The 18221-nt window shown below is 33.8% G+C and carries 14 protein-coding genes and 1 pseudogene; 10 read left to right on the forward strand and 5 right to left on the reverse strand.

Going from position 1 to position 18221, the window contains the following annotated elements; translation table 11 throughout:
* Window positions 1–468 precede the first annotated feature (468 nt).
* From AC3CH7_RS15715 to AC3CH7_RS15730, 4 genes are all read left to right on the forward strand, one after another.
* On the forward strand, window positions 469–1350 hold the full coding sequence (locus AC3CH7_RS15715) for a helix-turn-helix domain-containing protein (protein ID WP_207974148.1): 882 nt from the start codon (window positions 469–471) through the stop codon (window positions 1348–1350).
* A 485-nt stretch (window positions 1351–1835) separates the two neighbouring features.
* Window positions 1836–2546, forward strand: coding sequence for a hypothetical protein (locus AC3CH7_RS15720; RefSeq protein ID WP_036161455.1), 711 nt, complete (start codon window positions 1836–1838; stop codon window positions 2544–2546).
* Between the two features lie 13 nt (window positions 2547–2559).
* Complete coding sequence (locus tag AC3CH7_RS15725; RefSeq protein WP_036161459.1) at window positions 2560–2844, forward strand: hypothetical protein; 285 nt, start codon at window positions 2560–2562, stop codon at window positions 2842–2844.
* 187 nt (window positions 2845–3031) lie between these two features.
* Window positions 3032–3187: a hypothetical protein gene (locus AC3CH7_RS15730; RefSeq protein ID WP_012294197.1), complete on the forward strand. Its 156-nt coding sequence runs from the start codon at window positions 3032–3034 to the stop codon at window positions 3185–3187.
* 111 nt (window positions 3188–3298) lie between these two features.
* Here AC3CH7_RS15730 and AC3CH7_RS15735 read toward each other — a convergent pair.
* Window positions 3299–3430, reverse strand: a pseudogene (locus AC3CH7_RS15735) (IS1595 family transposase); the annotation flags it as partial.
* A 447-nt stretch (window positions 3431–3877) separates the two neighbouring features.
* Between AC3CH7_RS15735 and AC3CH7_RS15740 the strand changes: the two are divergent.
* Entirely contained in the window at window positions 3878–4486 is a 609-nt protein-coding gene (locus AC3CH7_RS15740; RefSeq protein ID WP_031417167.1) for a YpjP family protein, read from the forward strand.
* Between the two features lie 790 nt (window positions 4487–5276).
* Entirely contained in the window at window positions 5277–6635 is a 1359-nt protein-coding gene (gene pbfA, locus AC3CH7_RS15745; protein WP_036161519.1) for a (R)-1-hydroxy-2-aminoethylphosphonate ammonia-lyase, read from the forward strand.
* A 723-nt stretch (window positions 6636–7358) separates the two neighbouring features.
* On the opposite strand, the gene AC3CH7_RS15750 is transcribed toward pbfA, so the two are convergent.
* Together AC3CH7_RS15750 and AC3CH7_RS15755 are read right to left on the reverse strand one after the other, a co-directional pair.
* Window positions 7359–9017: a methyl-accepting chemotaxis protein gene (locus AC3CH7_RS15750; RefSeq protein ID WP_012294270.1), complete on the reverse strand. Its 1659-nt coding sequence runs from the start codon at window positions 9015–9017 to the stop codon at window positions 7359–7361.
* A 1411-nt stretch (window positions 9018–10428) separates the two neighbouring features.
* Complete coding sequence (locus AC3CH7_RS15755; RefSeq protein ID WP_012294272.1) at window positions 10429–10779, reverse strand: winged helix-turn-helix transcriptional regulator; 351 nt, start codon at window positions 10777–10779, stop codon at window positions 10429–10431.
* Window positions 10780–10890: 111 nt separating this feature from the next.
* Between AC3CH7_RS15755 and AC3CH7_RS15760 the strand changes: the two genes are divergently transcribed.
* Window positions 10891–11946: a zinc-binding alcohol dehydrogenase family protein gene (locus AC3CH7_RS15760; RefSeq protein ID WP_012294273.1), complete on the forward strand. Its 1056-nt coding sequence runs from the start codon at window positions 10891–10893 to the stop codon at window positions 11944–11946.
* A gap of 232 nt (window positions 11947–12178) precedes the next feature.
* Here AC3CH7_RS15760 and AC3CH7_RS15765 read toward each other — a convergent pair whose 3' ends face one another.
* Together AC3CH7_RS15765 and AC3CH7_RS15770 are read right to left on the reverse strand one after the other, a co-directional pair.
* Window positions 12179–13078, reverse strand: a complete 900-nt coding sequence (locus tag AC3CH7_RS15765) for a phosphotransferase enzyme family protein (RefSeq protein WP_281486510.1) — start codon at window positions 13076–13078, stop codon at window positions 12179–12181.
* Window positions 13079–13632: 554 nt separating this feature from the next.
* Window positions 13633–14013 (reverse strand): gamma-type small acid-soluble spore protein, encoded by a 381-nt coding sequence (locus AC3CH7_RS15770; protein WP_289449053.1) that lies wholly within the window; start codon window positions 14011–14013, stop codon window positions 13633–13635.
* A 284-nt stretch (window positions 14014–14297) separates the two neighbouring features.
* Between AC3CH7_RS15770 and AC3CH7_RS15775 the strand changes: the two genes are divergently transcribed.
* The 3 genes from AC3CH7_RS15775 (at window position 14298) to AC3CH7_RS15785 (ending at window position 17973) form a co-directional block, all read left to right on the forward strand.
* A complete protein-coding gene (locus AC3CH7_RS15775; RefSeq protein ID WP_012294276.1) occupies window positions 14298–14483 on the forward strand; it encodes a hypothetical protein in 186 nt (61 codons plus the stop codon).
* A 390-nt stretch (window positions 14484–14873) separates the two neighbouring features.
* Window positions 14874–16958: a serine hydrolase domain-containing protein gene (locus tag AC3CH7_RS15780; protein WP_289449052.1), complete on the forward strand. Its 2085-nt coding sequence runs from the start codon at window positions 14874–14876 to the stop codon at window positions 16956–16958.
* A gap of 604 nt (window positions 16959–17562) precedes the next feature.
* Window positions 17563–17973 carry a hypothetical protein gene (locus tag AC3CH7_RS15785; RefSeq protein ID WP_036215994.1) on the forward strand — a complete coding sequence of 137 codons (411 nt, stop codon included), beginning with the start codon at window positions 17563–17565 and terminating at the stop codon, window positions 17971–17973.
* Window positions 17974–18221: the final 248 nt, after the last annotated feature.

The raw sequence follows: 18221 nt of genomic DNA on the forward strand, positions 1-18221 counted from the left end.
GTTTGCTGAATAAAAACCTGTATATTGACGCTTTAAAACTACATTTTCTATCGTTCCTATACTTCAATTATAGGGTCTTTAAGTGATAAACGATATTCAACAATCGGGAACATTTCTTTAATAAGGAATGTGAAGAATGTCCAACGTGCTGCTACGATTTTTACAATGAACTGAATTGTATTAAAAAGCAATTGTAAAAAAATGAAAAACCTTGCGCTTTCCATATAAGAGGGCACATGGTTTTTCATTTAGGTTTAATTCAACGATGAGTGGGTCCTGAGAAATAAAATTTTTAATTACTATATATTGGATTTCTTAAGCTTCATAAGGTAAATCTAGTGTTGTAATAATTGAGTCGTGACCAGTAACAATTAGCGTAGCTAATAGAGCAAGAATTAATACTGTTTTTAATTTTTTCATTTGATATTCTCCTTTTAAATATATTTAAAGGTAAAGAGGTGTTAGAAAATGAATATACAAGAGTTAGGAAATGTAATATATAATACTAGAAAAAACTTAAAGCTAACCCAAAAGCAGCTTAGTGATGGAATATGTACACAACCGACAATCAGTTTAATTGAGAAGGGTGAAATATTACCAAGCTTAGATACAATTTATTACTTATCTCTCCGTTTGAAAAAACCATTTTCTTATTTCCTCCATGTCTTGTTTATGAATAATTACAGTCAAGTCCACCAGCTGGTCATGTATTTCGAAGAATTGACAGCAAAACATAAATATGAGCAAATTTATGAAATTGCGGTAAAAGAAATCGCAGAACCCGTTGATCCATGGCTTAACCATTTCTTAAAATGGCAATTAAATTTGAGTTCTTATAAATTAAAGAAAATACGATTCAATGAAGTAATACGTAATTTAAAAGAGCTCCTATCAACAAAATACTCTGTGATATTAGATAAAGATTTTTTAAAGGAACGTATTTGTAATACTATTGCGTTTATCTATGCAACGAATAATGATTATAAATCCGCATTGGTTTACTATAATAAAATCAATTTAGAGCTACTTAATGAAACTTCACCAAAAATGAGCAGGGACGTTTATATATTAAGAGTTATTTATAATAAATCCAAAACTTTCTATGATATGAAGTCATATAAGGAAGCAATAGATTTACTACAAGAAGGGATTAAACGATCTGTCAAATTAGAAAATATGTCTTTTCTTGGTCACTATAATTATTATTTAGCAAAATGTTATGAACGTGTTGGAGAAAATAAGGATTTAATAAACACGCATTATAAGAATGCAGGATTCTTCTTTAAATTATTAAATAATTCTTTGTATTATCAAATTGTCTACCATGAGCAAAGGCACTTGTTCACATGATATGTATAAAAAATTGCTTCCCTATGAATCAGGTAAAAGGGGAGCTTTTTTTTATTTACCCACTCTTCATAATTCATATACCTCCTAGTGAAACATTCTTATATCCTATTCTTACCCATTTCTAAGGCTAAATGGGTAAATATAAGTATCTTTATATTTTTCACTTCAGATCGAAATGATTTTTTACAATATTTGTATTAATATGAGTACATCCTTAAACGCAAAGGGGGGAAATGATGATGAAAAAGCCATTATTGGTACGCAAATCAAAAATCTATGTTTATAATGGTTGATTTTTGAAGTTGCTGTAATCTGTAACTAGATACTTAATGTTATGGGTTATTGAGGGTGTTTATTTGCGTAAGTGAAAGTAATTATTTTAATAGTCTAGTTATTTGGTTGACAGGCTAAAAACATCAATAGACTAGAATTATATGACTCTGTCGTTATTTCATTATAATTTAATTAGAAGGGTGTATGATATCATGGTTTTAAAGAAATTAGTACTTTCAGTTTCATGCGCAGTTATGACTTTCGGTTTAATAGGCACATCAACATCATTTGCCGCAGAGAAAAAGGATACTATTAGCTTAGAGGCGAGTCAAATTTCACAGTTTACACCAGAACAACAAAATATTGCAGATGAAGTGGTGACACAACTTCAAGCAATTAATGAAGTATTAATAGGGTTAGACACTGAGAAACAACAAGAAGATTTTTTAGGTGCACTATTTGACCCTAATTTTAGTACAGATCAATTAGATAGTAATATTGTATTAGCAGAAAATGCTAAAGAAGTAACGGTTTTAAATGACATGTTTGAAGAACTTGGATCTCCTGTTCATTTTTCAGCAGATGTCAAATCTGTTATAGTAGAGGAGAATGGTGATTTAGTTGCTATTAAAAAATCTGGGGAAAATGAAATTATGCCATTAGGTTTTTGGGGAGATCTTTGGGACGACATAAAGGTTATAGCTGGTAAAACTTGGGATATAGCTAAATGTGGAGCTGCCATTACAGCAGTATTTGTTCCAGGAGCGGCTGCCTATAAAGCAATTAAAGGATTAGGCGGAGTTAAAGCTACTGTTCAATTATTAGCTAAAGCATCAACTACTAGCGATTGGTTAGCAATTGGTGGAGGAGCGGCTGCTGAAATTTTAGGTATCGATGGAGTTCAAACCTATTGCTTTGAATAAGAGAGGTGTTTAAATGAAGAACCCTAGGACCTCGCAAAGTGGAATTTTTGATCCAATTAGTCATGGATTCATGTCATTATTAGTTTTTGGGATGCTATTTATTGCTTTAATGATTGCATTGAATGGACCTATTACTTTTGATACGCTTATTATGCCGGCTGCTTTTATTTACGTAGTAGTTCGAGTGATAGAATATGTGACAATAAAGAAGACTAATCATGTTCCGCGCTGGTTAGTACTGGGATCTTTTGGAGTGGCTGTTCTAACAGCTATTGGCATGACATACTGGATCATTTAAATACTTAGAATTTTTTAAAACATAAGGCACTGTTAAATTTTAATGTTGTTTTATCTGGTATAGATGAGCCCTTACAATCGATTTTTCCTTATTTTTAAAAATGCCTTTTTGTGGTATTAATATATATTTGAAACTAAATGGTTAAAGTAGTCGTATAAGGTATTATAGATTAGAGGAGGTCGGAAAAATGGATTATACTAAAATCTATAATAAAGAACTGATTGCCTTAGTAAAAGAGAAAATAAAGTCCGACGGTGAAATTAAAGCGGTGAAGTTTGTGAGAGAGCAAACCGATATGTCCTTAATACAGGCAAAAAAATTTGTGGATTTTTGTAAAGAATAGACATAAAATTAGAGTCACTAAACTGTGGCTCTAATTTTTATTAAAAGTATCTTCAATAGTCATTGAACTACTAAATAAAAAATACGACAGTGTCCACTACGATATGTTTCTGTCATTTTTTGTGCCTTCATTACTATGACTATCTACAAATAAAAACCGCTCTAAGTAATGATTGAGGTATTTACAAACAACTCCTTTAAAACGATTTATCCAATGTTTTAAACGTGCATGTAGTCGGTTCACAAAGAAAAAGAGACTTTATTAAACGAGAAAATTAGTCCAATTTTGATGCAGAAATCGATACTCATAAAGGCGAAGGGTGGATGCACAGTTAATGCAGCCAAAAGTTAATACGCATTACTACATAAATTTACTTTGCGTTAATCTGCATTGTAAAGAATAAATGAAAAACCCCAAAAGCTGCATAGAACAGGCTTTTGAGGGCTTTGTAGGGTACATATTACAAAATAAAAAAATTAGTCCGTGAAACATAAAGATGATAAATAACCTAACATTAATAAAAGACCAATACCCATTGCGATGCTCATGCTTTGTACCTCCTTTAAAAAACGACACATTATTCATAAATATTGTACAATGAATTATAGAAATATGAAACCTTTTAATGGCGAGAACGTATATAATAATAGGAGAATTACCAATTTGTACATAAAGAGTAGGTGATACTGAATGAAAACGTGGGTTAAAAAAAGTATTGTCATAATGGTTGCGTTTTTAACATTTGGTTTAATTACGCCAACGCATGAAATATGGGAAGCATTTGATCAAAATCCTTCGAATCGTGCATCTATTGGTCCTGCATCAGGGACAAGCACGGCTCTAGCTGCTGAGCCTGATCTTAGTAGGGACGAGCAGGTTCATATCCAAGAGGAAGAAATTGATTATAATGCCTTGCTTATGGATGCAGCGAGAGAGCAATCATACATAAAGTTTGGTACTAAAATTGGTCCAAAAATTAGCCATGAATTCGACAACATCATCTTCCCAAAAATGGAGGAGGCGATTGCAATGACTGTCGCTAGTTTGGACGAGCAAGCTTTAGCATCTTTAACCATCTCAGAAAAGCCAAGTGGTAATTATGGTGAGAAAATTTTTAACGTGATCAACACCGACACAGGAGCTGATGTAATCCGCTTCCATGTACGTACAGAAAAAAGACCACAGGAAGGCTATTATTACAACTTCCATTATCACAGTGTCGAGGACAACTTCATGGCACATTATAACCTAGGCGATATTTATTGGGAAAAAAACACACCACCGAAGTGGTTGTCATAAAAGATTCGAAACACTCGTTTACAAAACGGGTGTTTTTTTGTGGGAAAACGTTGATATATCAATGTTTGTGTTAGTTCATTAATTTATTAATGCTGAATGTAATAGGGAGAGGGACAAGTAGGAGAAATAATTTTAAGTTTTTACTTTGGATTTAGCAAAAATGTATCTTTTGGCTTATGAGGGATAAAACAACGCCAATTCACGCCAGTGAATGACGAAATAATTGGCGTGATAAGAATTGCGCGCCATATAATTGGAATATGACCACCAAGGATTTGGCAGTAATCCCCCCTTGAAATGGCGTTGCTGGAAATGATAGGATAATAATTGTTCGAGTTAAATTTAGCTATAGCTAGATAAAAAGTATTAAATGGCATGTTAGTACGTACCTATGGTATATAGTTCTACTAATATATTTATTTTATCGATTCACCACAATAAAATAATAGATTCAAAAGCTGTTTTATACCAAATATATAAAATTGACTATGGAAAAGATAAAAATAGTCATTTTACGAAAAAAAGCTTCAATTTTAATTTAGAAATTTAACGCTTATTTCATTTAGGCAAAATCTTATATTAAAAATTTTTAACCACTCCATTGAGTGGTTTTTTATTTTGCCCTGATAAGTAAGTATAGGGCAGTTCCTCACCCTTGATTCACAACCAACAACTACGTATAAATGTGATTAGGTGAAAAGATTTACAAGATATTAATATCTATTTAAAAAACAAATGTTATTTTGTTTAGGTAAAAGAATTAATTACCTATAATGGAGGAGAAGAAATAATGGAAGAAAACATTGAAGTGTTAAGAACAGAGGGGGACATTAATTTAACAAAAACTCGTTCTTTATGGCAAGAAAAACATTTGAGCAAAGAATCTTTTGAGTTTTTAAACGATGACTCTAAGTATTATTTACATCAATCTCTTTCTACTCCTTGTTTAAATATTATTGAAAAAAGCTATGGAATTTACATAGAGGATATAGATGGAAGGAAGTATATGGATTTTCATGGAAATAATGTTCATCAAATAGGCTATGGTAATGAATATGTTATCCAAGCAGTAAAAGAGCAGTTGGATATTCTTCCATTCTCACCAAGACGTTATACAAATAAAGTTGCGATCCAGTTGGCAAAAAAATTAGTTGATATTGCACCAGAAAGTTTAAATAAAGTACTGTTGACTCCTGGGGGAACTTCAGCTGTTGGAATGGCTTTAAAACTTGTTAGAAAGGTAACAGGTAAATTTAAAACTATATCTATGTGGGATTCATTTCATGGTGCATCTTTAGACGCTATTTCAGTTGGAGGAGAAGCACTTTTCCGTAACGGTATGGGCCCTCTAATGCCAGGGAGTCTGCATATAGCTCCTTACAATTCATATCGTGGTTTATTTGATGATGTCAATGGTAGATTTAAATCCCTTGACTATCTAGAATATGTACTTGAAAGAGAAAATGAAATCGGTGCAATTATTTTAGAGCCTGTTCGTTGTACAGACGTACATATCCCACCAAAAGAGTACTATCAACGTTTACGTAATATTTGTGATAGGAACAATATATTATTGATTTTTGATGAAATTCCAACAGCTTTAGGGCGAACAGGTAAAATGTTCACTTTTGAAAACTTTGGAGTTATTCCAGATATTGTTTTATTGGGAAAAGGATTGGGTGGAGGCGTATTTCCAATGGCAGCGATGCTTGTAAAAGGAGAACTTGATGTTGCCCAAGATATTGCACTCGGTCATTACACTCATGAAAAAAGTGCATTAGGTTGTGCAGCAGCATTGGCTACTCTTAATTATATCGAGGATTTTAAATTAATTGATAAAGCTAATCAATTAGGAAATTATATGAGAATACGTCTTAAAAAGATGCAAGAGCACTATGAAATTATAGGTGATGTTCGAGGAATCGGTCTTTTATACGGAGTAGAATTAGTATTAAATCGCAATTCGAAAGAAAAAGCTATATCTGAAGCAGAGCAAGTTATGTATAAATGTATGGAAAAGGGATTAAGTTTTAAAGTATCCCAAGGAAATGTGCTTACTCTCACTCCACCACTTATCATTAAGGAACATGAATTAGAACTGGCAATGGATATTTTAGAACAATCTATCCAAGAGGTTTTAGAGCAGTAATATAGATTTACGATTTATTAGACTGAAGAAACTAAACATCTCATATGAGGTGTTTTTATGAAATAAAGAAATTTGATGTAGTATTCCAAAACAAACAAATGATGTCGGTGGTGGTTATGTTAGATGGCATTGGGCAACCTAATTGTTATTTTGAAAAAAACAGTTGTCATAAAAGATTCGAAACACTCGTTTACAAAACGGGTGTTTTTTTGTGGGGGAACGTTGATATATCAATGTTTGTTGTAGTGTATTAAGTTATTAAATATAACATGAAAGGTTGAGGGGAGAGGTAAGGAATAGTATGTACCCCAAATTGTACCCCAAAATCATCATGATTTGATTTCATAAGATTTTTCAAATGAATTTAAGGTGATGATTTTATCCATGAGGGTAGATACATGTATCTCATCTTTTTCGAATGAATGTTATTGATAGTGCATTTCCATAAATTAAGTGGCATGACAGCATCGATTAAAAAACAAAAAAATTAAAAATTGGGGTTTATTAGGTTGTTCATTACGTCAGTTAATATTTTGCCGTAGGGGATGGGCAATCGCATTGTTAGCCTACTTAAAGCAAAATTGAACAAAGTTTTAGAAATCATAATATACATAACCTGCTGTAAGTGAGCGACATAAAAATAAAGCCCGAACATTGGCAAGACACTTCAACATGTGCCTTGCGCAATGATTCGAGCTACAATACCTTTATTTGAATAATGTTTTACAGTGAAAATTTATCTATTTCTTTTCTTAGTTGCTCCGCGAATAAATTCAGGTCACGAGCTTTTTCTGATACGATGTTGATACTCTTTAATTGTTCTTGTGCAGATGCGGAGACTTGCTCTGTTCCAGCAGATGTTTCCACTGCCGACCCAGAAATATTGTGAATAGAGCTAATAATTTTCTCCTTGCTCTGATTCATTTCAGATGAAAGCTGCTGAACATCACGAGCAACTTCAATTGTTTGATCTAAAGCCTCTTTAATTGTATTGAAAATATTGCTAGTGTCTGTAGCTGCCTTTGCATTTTGTTCAACGATTTCAATGCTAGTTTTGATTTCCGTTACAGCACTTTTCGAAATCGCTTGAATGGCTGTAATTTTACTTTTAATAATTTCTGTTGCGTTAGATGTTTGCTCAGATAGCTTCCGAATTTCATCAGCAACAACTGCAAAGCCTTTACCAGCTTCGCCAACACGAGCAGATTCAATCGAAGCGTTAAGAGCAAGTAAATTTGTTTGGGAAGCAATTTCTGTAATTGTATTAACAATACTCGAAATGTCTGAAGATGTTTTATCAACTTCTTGAACAATTGTACTAACTTGCTGTGATGAATCGCGATTTTTTTCCGACCATATAGAAAGCTGCTGAACTGTATCTACACCTTGATTGCTTAAATCATCAATTTGAGCTGTCATTGTTGCAATTTTTTCAGTATGCTCAAATACACGGTCAATATTGCTTGAAAGCTGTTCTAATTGTTCGGCTCCTTTTTCGGTATCGTATGCCTGCTCCTCAGTGGATTTAGCAATTTCGCTAATCGCTATACCAATTTCATCCGTTGTTTGTACAGTATCATCTGCAATCTGTAAAAGTGTTGTAGATGATTCTACTAACTCATTGCTTGTACTTTGAATATTAACCGTTATATCTCTAAGGGCGGAACGCATGGCTGTGATGCCTTGAGCCATTTGTCCAATTTCATCTTTGTGATTCGATAGCTTTACTAATTCCACACTTTCATGGAAATCTAAATTTGCGGTTTGCTGTAGCGTATTTTCTAAACTTTTTAGTGCTCTAACGATACGATCAATAATCCACCACATTAAGCTACCAATAATTAAAAAACTAGCAATGCCAATAATGATTTGAAACATTAGAACAGGTTCAATAATGGATTTGATTCCACTTTCAGGGACTCCGATGTCCATAACACCATAAAGCTCACCATTACGGTAAATAGGTTCCATAATATCATACGTCCATATACCTTGAACTTCGGCATACCATCTTGTAAATTGTTTTACCCCTTTAGTGGCCCCTTCTATTGTGTAGTCATCCTCATAGACTTTATTTAACTTATTTGAGTCACTATGTGCAACAGCTTTGACATTTTTATCAATAATAATGGCGTATGTTACATTGTCCTGTTGTACTTTTGTATCAACTAATTTTTGTAGTTCAGGTATTGGATCTGTTTCAGCATTTAAAATTGTTTCGGCTTGTTTAGCCATTTCAAAAACTTGCTCTTGAGCCTTTTCTATTAGTACTTCTTGGCTCTTTTTATTAACAATCCATACAGCTAAGCCCGCATTAACAATGGAGGCTACTAATAGTAATCCCAGTGTGAAAAAAAGTAACCGCTTTTTAATGCTCTTCATGTTTTTTCCCCCTATACCAAAGTTTCAGTGGTTTAGCCTCTTCGTTGATAGTTAAATGTAAAATCTCTAATGAATTCAAGCAAGCTCAAAAATCTGGAATAAAGTTAATCGATATATAATGGATAGAGGCTTTACTACTGGATAACATACTAAAACTTTGGTAGATTTATCATACTTAAAAATAGTATTATATAAGGGAAATATAAAGTCAATACAGTTTGTGTAGAATAAAGACGAATTCTGTCTAAAAAACATTATTCTAGAATATGTTAAAGAGTGAAGCGTTAGGCCTCCAATGGCAGATAGTGAAGATACATTTTATCGATTTTAGCAGTTTATCTTTAATGTAAAAAAAAGCACATTCTAATCTTCCATAGAAACGTCCAGTTGGACAGGAACCATTGCAAAATGTATCCGCTTATTAAAGTGTTAGCGCCAGGAGTTTCGTTAACTATTCTATGACCTTGACATCTTTGGAGCACATTCGTTCATTTTTTATAATAATAGGGTGGGTAATCACTACTATAAGTACAACATGATATTCAATTAATGATAAAAGAATCCTACGGAAAAGAAGTCTGCTTTTCCGTGGGATTTTTTGTGTTGTGTTTGGTATAGAACCAGTATCTACAGCAACTTTGTGGAGTTGTAAAAAATACATACTCAATTAACAGAATATTCCAACTTTAAATAGAACCCGATTTTAGAGGCGCCAAAAGTTCCATCAATCTATCTAACAGTTTCTGATAATTTAAAGGTATCAGGATCATCTATAAAGAAGGTTTTATAGGGGGGATTTTCGTTATACCAGCAAGACCCTAAGTCATTCTCCGTAATGGGTATTTTTTTAATTCTTCACTTCCGATTTTTGTTCCACCTACCTTTCGATGGAGAGGTACAAGCTAAAGATGTTGGAACTAATAATTACATATATAAGAAAGGGATTGGTATCTTGAAGAAAATTTTGCTTTCTGGCTATTTCAGTATAATTTTTTGTATAGGTATATTGTACGTACCTGTGTCATTAAAGTGGGGGCCACATCTTGAATTTTATGATAAAAGGTATGTTCCTTTATGGCAATTACACACGCAGGAATTCCAAGTTGATGATTATTATCCAATTTATGAGCTTGATATGATAAGAATAATTTATGAAATTGGCATAGTAACTTTATTATTCTTAATAGTGTATTTACTATTAAAGGAAGTCTTTCTTAAAAATTCATAATTATAATTCTGAAAAATAGGGTGGTTAAACGGAAAAAAGCACCCTCAACATGAGCGTGCTTTTTATAAAACAAATGGTCACTGATTTAAATTTGGGATGAATTAAGAGCATTAACGGCTCTTGTTCATTTTACGGCTGCATCCTATTTTTAATATTTACATATTTTGTTACTCGAAGAAGATATTATTTTTTTAAATTATACTGCTCCCCCCAATCTCTCATCAGTTTGATTATTGGTTCGAGTGTTCGACCGAATTCAGTTAATGAATATTCTACTTTGGGTGGTACTTCTTTAAAGATTTCTCTATGGATTATGCCATCCTTTTCTAATTCACGAAGTTGTAACGTTAGCATTCTTTGAGTAATATCGGGCATTAAACGTCTAAATTCATTGAAACGCTTCGTCCCTGACATAAGGTGATATAAAATCACACCTTTCCATTTACCACCAATTACTGCGAGTGTTGCTTCAACTGGACATCCATAGGCATCCGGACAAGCAGTATATAAAGTTAAATTACTATTATCTGTCATAAGATAACCTCCAAAATATTTAGTATACAAATTGATACTATCCAACAAAAATGTGTGTACTTACATTAAATATATCATCGTATTATTATAGCTGATATAAAGAATTAAAAAATGAATGGAAAAGGAGCAATTTTAATGATGGAAAAAATGAAAGCTGTAGGTCTACATCAATACTTACCTGTTGATGATGCAAAGAGTTTATTAGATATACAAATAGAAAAGCCGGTAGCTAAGGATAGGGACTTATTAATTCAAGTAAAGGCTGTTTCAGTGAACCCTGTTGATTATAAAGTTAGATCTCCGAAAGAAAAATATGAAGAAATTCCTAAAATTTTAGGGTGGGATGTGGCAGGCATTGTCGTCGAGGCTGGTCCTCTATGTACATTGTTTAAACCTGGTGATGAGGTATATTATGCTGGTGATATAACTCGCCAAGGCTGTAATAGCGAATTTCATCTTGTCGATGAGAGAATTGTAGGTCATAAGCCAAAGTCATTAAATTTTGCAGAATCTGCCGCATTACCATTGACTTCAATTACTGCATATGAGGCCATTTTTGATAGAATGAAAGTTAGTCATTTTTCAAACGAAAATAAAAATAAAACAATTTTAATTATTGGTGCAGCTGGTGGGGTAGGTTCTATTGCAATCCAACTAGCTAAATGGGCTGGATTAACCGTTATAGGTACAGCTTCTAGACAAGAGTCACGCATTTGGGCTACTGAACTAGGTGCAGACTTTATGATCAATCACTATGAGGAATTTATTCCACAGCTAAAAAAAATAGGTTTTGAAGCAGTTGATTATATTCTATGTTTGAATTCGACACAAGAATATTGGGTCAATATGGCGGAGGCTATCGCTCCACAAGGAACAATTTGTTCTATTGTAGAAACAGATGAGCCAATGAATTTGACATTACTTAAAAATAAAAGCGCAACATTTGTGTGGGAGTTTATGTTTACACGATCTATGTATCAGACTGAAGATATGAATGAACAACATAAATTATTAAATAGAATAGCAATTCTAGTGGATAGTAATATTTTAAAAACCACAATAACTAAAATTCTATATCCCATTAATGCAGACAATTTGAGAAAGGCGCACTCTATTCTAGAAAATGGAAAAACCATTGGGAAAATTGTGCTTGAGGGTTTTAAATAAGCAATTGTGACTGCCTTTGTATGAGGCAGTCAATTTGCTTATTCAACTAATATGGAGGTAGGGAAAAGCATGTATCCCCAATTTTTTATAAGTGATGATTTCATCCATGAGATTAGAATGCATGTACCTTATCTTTTTAAAATGAATGTGCATAAACTTTATAAATCGTCTGAGGAGTATCTCCAACTAAACCGCAACTGTAGATATAGGAGTATGTACATGTTGAAACAACTTATAAAAAAATGGAAAAATCATTAATACCGGCATATGGTTCTTGATGTCTGATTTTGTCTTCTAAATTCTGTAAAGTATATCCTTGCCATTCTTCTAAATTACCTGTATTCCATTTTTCTTTAAATAATTGATATAAATAAATCTCTCTTATTTTTAAGAAAATAGGAATTTGTATAATTATATCCTTATGAAGCATATTTTCTGTTCTATAGCCTGCAAAAAAATTACTCATAAAGAGTTCACAAAAAGAATTTGTACTGTCATTGTATGAGCTATGCTGCCAATAAGCATGATAGAAAGCTACTGCAATATCTTGAGCATACCAATTAAAAGAGCAGTCATCAAAATCAATGATAGTTATACTACCTTCCTCATTAATAATGAAGTTTCCTTGATGATAATCATTATGAATAAGCCCGAAAGTATCAGGAGTAATCGTGTATGAAGTGAGACTGTGCCCCAGCTTTTTATATTTCTCGCTAATCCATGGTTCTAACTTGCCTCTAATATTAAATACATCAGGGTTTTCAACTTTCCATTCAGGACGTTCTATCGTTTGTAATTTGAAATCTTTGGATAGTGCATGCATTCTCCCCAAAATTTTACCAATTTTTTTAAACGTTTTTTCATTCCAGTGGGATTTATTTGTAACATCAATGTGATCTCCCTTCATAAATTCAAAATATGTTTTTACCCGTTCTTCCTCATATTCTAAAGGAGTTATTGGCTTGGGTACAAGAACACCTTTTTCATATAAAAAATTCATCCACGCTATTTCCTGTAAAACCATCTCCTTTGTTTTGTTCTTTTCAGAAATTCTAGCGATCTTTTCTTTGTCTTTGATATAAAAAACGTCGTTATTAAATCCTCCATTCAACCTCACACGGTTTTCTTGCATTTTGTTTCCTCCTTTTTAACTATCAATTTACGAGAACATTTTTTATTTAACATTAACCTAGTAACTTCTTTGTCACTTCTTTCGTATTAAATAATAAATTATGCGTCATAATAATAATGTACGATAAATATCCTTTTTTTTTCTTTCCTATTTAATAAAATGTTAATTAAATTGAAGAAATAGAATTTCGAGTGAAGGTACCGACAGACTTCGGTAGTATAGGAGGGGGGATAGGTGATGGTATTTACTCCAATTAAACCAATGCTTTTACATACGGGTAACACCAATGAAATAGTAAACGATGATGAAAATATCTTAAGGTTGCCTTATCCTTTTGACTAAACAAGATAATAGATTTTCTTGACCTAGTAATACTTTGACTGCTGAATTTTCTGAGTTATAGGATGTAGGACTTCTATATAGGAACCATACTGCATTTATTGATTGCGAAGGTGTTGTGCTTAGAAATGGTTACTGGTGTTAAATACTTAACTTACCATGGCAAGTTAAAAAAACAACAGCCAGCAGAGGCTGCAGGCTGTTGTTGATGCGTATTATTTTGAGTTGTTTTCATTTGCAAATCGACCAGAAGCAAATTTTTTGTTAGCTTCAGCTTGTTGGATTTGTTGTTTAATTTGATTAACATCCGTCTCCATACCAAATTCTTGGCTCATCGAGTTCGTTGAACCAGAAGCTTGGTTTTTGTTAGCTTCAGCTTGTTGGATTTGTTGTTTAATTTGATTAACATTCGTCTCCATACCAAATTCTTGGCTCATCGAGTTCGTTGAACCAGAAGCTTGTATTTTGTTAGCCTCAGCTTGTTGGATTTGCTGTTTAATTTGATTAACATCCGTTTCATTTCCAAATTCAACGTTCATTGCGTTGGGAGTTGCGTTTGGAATTTTTGAGTTAAAGTTTTGATTGTTGTTTGCCATTAAAAATCACCTCCTGAGTTTAGTTTGTACAGAAGGTGAATTAGTATCCGTTTTTTAGTGTGTTAAAAAAATATTATGGTGGTATATCAGGTCCACTTCAATGGTATGATAAAGCTTCAGCAAATTACACGAGATTGACAAGGTGAAATTTAAAACGTATATTGAAAAAGCCTTAAAGAGGCAGATACAACTTTTTCAGATGCCTGTAGAATAGCACGGGATTTCCCGGAATGTAACTATTTTTAAAGTTGTAATCATTCAAGTTATAAAAAAGGACGGATGTAATGAAATATAATAAAACAATTATGCTAAAGCTTATCAATGAACATCGAGCGTTGCATGATGAACTAAAAAAGCTAAAATCTGAAATGGGATTAGAGAAAAATTTCGCAGTAAAAGCTTTGTATCATTCATATGTGGCAGAAGATGGCCCTTATATGAAAGAATACCAGGATTTAGAGCGATTATAATAAAAGGCGGTACCACTAAAAAGCATGTTTTGGACAATCATTATTTTCAAAACATGCTCTTTAGATTTGTTCTCATATAAAGGAGAATAGGTACTTTATTATAACAAGTCATTCAATATGGATGGCTTGTTTGTTTTTGTCTTTTTTTGTAGGCGTCATAAGGAATGAGAACAACTGAACTTTCGAACAGTTTAGTGTCATACATAATAGAGGGTGACCAACAAAGCTAATTTAGTCAAATATAAGTCTTAAGACTGATATGGTATAAGCCTATCAATGTATTTACGAGCCTTATAAAACTAAGATATTCTATTTATAGGAAATGTTTCTTGGTTTTGGGAAATGAAAATCTTAAAATCAATCATACCTATCTAAGGAGGGAAATTTTTCATGAAGAAAAAATTATCTGGGGTGTTAGCTGCTACATTAGCGTTAACGATTAGCCTACCAACAGGAGCTCTGGCGGCTTCTGGCAACAATCAGTCTACGGTTTTGGTTAGCCAGGAAGTTGCTAGCCAAGCTCTGCAAAAAATTGCGGCAGAGAAGGCTAATCTACTCATTAAGTCTTATGAGACAACAAGTGTACAGTATGCGCTAATTGATAATGGTCATATTATTGTGTCGGGTCAGACTGGGAAGAACGATATGAAAGGAAAACAGCCGTTGACTAAAGATACCCTATATGGAATTGGTTCAGTCAGTAAAATGTATGCAACGGCGGCTGTGATGAAATTGGTCGATGAAGGAAAAGTTGATTTAGATGTTCCTGTCGTTCACTATGTTCCTGATTTCAAGATGAAAGACGAGCGTTACAAACGCATTACGCCACGTATGCTGCTGAACCACTCATCCGGCTTGCAAGGTACTGGGTATGGTAATAGTTTTTTATTTGACGATAATGATACCTTCGCCCATGACAACTTGTTGCAACAATTGTCCACCCAAAGCTTAAAGGCGGACCCAGGTGCATTCTCGGTATACTGCAACAACGGCTTTACGTTGGCTGAGATTATGGTGGAAAAAGTAAGTGGTATGAGCTTTACTGAATTTATACATGATCGGTTTACAAAACCCTTAAAGCTAAATCATACGAAAACACCGCAGGACAAAGAGGAAAACGATAAGCGAGCTGGACTTTATTTTCCTACGTACCATGGGCAACTTCCTGCTGAATCGGTGAATGTGATTGGTACGGGAGGGATCTCTTCCACAGCAGAAGATATGGTACGATTCGCACAAATATTTATGGGACAGGGACAAGGAATTCTCTCTGATAAGGCAGTCAAGGCGATGGAGCAAGAAGAATATAAAAAAGGAATGTGGCCAGAGGATGGAGCCAATATCATCAACTATGGTCTTGGCTGGGATAGTGTGAAGCTATATCCATTCAGTGAGTACGGGATAAAGGGCTTAGCTAAAGGTGGCGATACAGGACTGCAACATGCTTCATTGGTCGTACTTCCTGAACAGAAGATGGCTGTGGCTGTATTGTCATCGGGCGGTAGCAGCTCTACAAATCAAATGATGGCGACAGAAATATTGCTCGCTGCGCTTAAGGAGAAGGGCACGATTAAGGAGATTAAGCCGAACAAATCCTTTGGCAAGCCAGTCAAGGCCAAGATGCCTCAAGACATAGTAAAGAAAGCAGGTTTTTATGGCAATAGCTTCAGTCATTTTAAAATAAAAATTACGAACAATGGAGAACTACTTTTACCAGCTATTTCTGAAGAAAAATATGTATATACTGCGAATGGAAGCTTTATTAATGAAACAGGTACCTCCAAGTTCAACTTCGTCACAGAGAAGAATGGCCGAACATATTTGGTGGAAAGCACATTTATAACTTTACCAGGTTTAGGTCAAGTAGCGGTTACTCAATATTTAGCCGAGAAATTAGAAGACAATGTGTTATCGAAGGAAACCGCTGCCGCATGGGCAAAGAGGGAAGGCGTTAAGTTCTATCTCGTCAACGAGAAATTTAGTTCTGCTCAATATCTCTTACCAATGATGCTTACCACACAAATTACTCGCGATGAAGAACTAAAGGGCTATTGGAATGGCAGAAAAATTACAGGTCCAAATACAGCCGCGCATCAGCTTCAGATCCCTGTGATGGCAGGCCGTGATACAACAGAATCTCGTTTCTATACAGAAGGCGGTAATGAATATATGGAGATGTCCGGATTAATATATGTCAGTGGATCCAACTTGAAATCACTGCATGCAGGCCAATCATCCAAAGTTAAGCTGCAAGCAAATGGGCATGCGGAATGGTTTACGATCCCTCAAGCAGCAGCAGGGAAAACAATGACTGTGGAGCTGCCAGCAAAGAGTTCGTTTGCCGTGTATGATGAGGCCGGACAATGCGTCAACTTTACAATTGTGAGCGGCAATAACAAAGTAAAGCTGCCGAAAAACGGAACGGTTGTATTTGCTGGTGCGCCGAACGCGGAAATGGCAATTACGTTGAATTAACTACTCCATTATGTGTGCCATAAACTATGTAGAAGATTATAAATCATACTCAAATGAAAGATAAAATGTAGGGATTCGCCAAAAAATGGCGAGTCTCTTTCCTTTTTAATGATTTTTAACTGTCTATACATAGGAAGAATAATAGGCTCATCTTATGTCGTACAACGGGGTTACTCGCATTAGATTGGCTCCAATTGTTGCTTCGGACATTTTCCTATTATGCGCAGAGGCTGATGATTCTAGTAAGTAATGCGGAGGATGCAAAGTTTATAGGGGACGTGGGAGAGAGCTAGAGCAAATTAGGCATTTGCGTAGGTCGGCTAAGTAAAGAATTGAAACATAAGATGCAGTAAAAATCTACAAAAAATAATTCTTACGGCATAGTGTAGTTTTATAAAAAAGATTGATCGTTCATAATAAAGGTTGATTAAAAATCCTATGCTGATATGCACGATTTTTTTGTTCAATAAACTGGTCATATTATTGAATAACAATTTTTAAAGATATATTTCCAAACGACGCTTTGGTAACTTTATTTGCTTATTTAGACTTGGCTCTTTATTCTTAATAAAGGTTAAACAAGTAACAAGAGGGGCGATAAATAGTGAGGATTCAAGAAGTAGAAGGTTATTTGAAAGGAAAAATAAATGTTGATACAGATTCAGTAGCGTCTATTTGGACAACATTTAAAGAATTTTGTGAGGAAGATATTGTAGGAGAAGATGAAAAGGAAATTTTATTCGAATGTGGTACTTACCGTAAAGAAATGTTTCATTTTTCGTTTGTACGCCAGTTTACTGAATACGAAGATGATGAATATTTAGGAATGAGCCAGCTTCATTGCAAACTATTATTTACTCCTATTGATGAATTTAAAAAATTACAAGTTACAGAATGGTCAATGGATTTTGAAAGCTTAGATGAATTTTTTAGACATATAGAAAATCTTAAAGTATTTAAAAATATAGTTAATTTAAAACCTAAAACAGTTCAAATTTATCAAGATGAATGTTAAGAAGTTGAGCTGTATATCTGTACATCCAATAACGAAATAACGTTCCCAAATAAAAGTTTGGGTAGACACATAAGCCAAGAAACGCTGTAAAACAAACGTTACTTGGCTTTTTCATTGGATATTGTTTATACATTTTTTATACAAAGGTATATAAAGAGAGTTTACAATAAGACTTTTCAAAATTTTGCAGAAAACATTGTAGGGGTGTTATATGAATAAAAACCTGTATATGGAGACTTTCTAAATCT

This window comes from Lysinibacillus sp. F12 (genome assembly GCF_057773605.1).

Excerpts from the sequence above, each read along its gene's own strand:
- AC3CH7_RS15775 (WP_012294276.1), top strand. The coding sequence starts at position 14,298 with ATGAAATATAATAAAACAATTATGCTAAAGCTTATCAATGAACATCGA.
- AC3CH7_RS15765 (WP_281486510.1), bottom strand. The coding sequence starts at position 13,078 with ATGCAAGAAAACCGTGTGAGGTTGAATGGAGGATTTAATAACGACGTT.
- AC3CH7_RS15770 (WP_289449053.1), bottom strand. The coding sequence starts at position 14,013 with ATGGCAAACAACAATCAAAACTTTAACTCAAAAATTCCAAACGCAACT.
- pbfA (WP_036161519.1), top strand. The coding sequence starts at position 5,277 with ATGGAAGAAAACATTGAAGTGTTAAGAACAGAGGGGGACATTAATTTA.
- AC3CH7_RS15730 (WP_012294197.1), top strand. The coding sequence starts at position 3,032 with ATGGATTATACTAAAATCTATAATAAAGAACTGATTGCCTTAGTAAAA.
- AC3CH7_RS15725 (WP_036161459.1), top strand. The coding sequence starts at position 2,560 with ATGAAGAACCCTAGGACCTCGCAAAGTGGAATTTTTGATCCAATTAGT.
- AC3CH7_RS15720 (WP_036161455.1), top strand. The coding sequence starts at position 1,836 with ATGGTTTTAAAGAAATTAGTACTTTCAGTTTCATGCGCAGTTATGACT.
- AC3CH7_RS15715 (WP_207974148.1), top strand. The coding sequence starts at position 469 with ATGAATATACAAGAGTTAGGAAATGTAATATATAATACTAGAAAAAAC.
- AC3CH7_RS15760 (WP_012294273.1), top strand. The coding sequence starts at position 10,891 with ATGAATGGAAAAGGAGCAATTTTAATGATGGAAAAAATGAAAGCTGTA.
- AC3CH7_RS15755 (WP_012294272.1), bottom strand. The coding sequence starts at position 10,779 with ATGACAGATAATAGTAATTTAACTTTATATACTGCTTGTCCGGATGCC.
- AC3CH7_RS15780 (WP_289449052.1), top strand. The coding sequence starts at position 14,874 with ATGAAGAAAAAATTATCTGGGGTGTTAGCTGCTACATTAGCGTTAACG.
- AC3CH7_RS15750 (WP_012294270.1), bottom strand. The coding sequence starts at position 9,017 with ATGAAGAGCATTAAAAAGCGGTTACTTTTTTTCACACTGGGATTACTA.
- AC3CH7_RS15740 (WP_031417167.1), top strand. The coding sequence starts at position 3,878 with ATGAAAACGTGGGTTAAAAAAAGTATTGTCATAATGGTTGCGTTTTTA.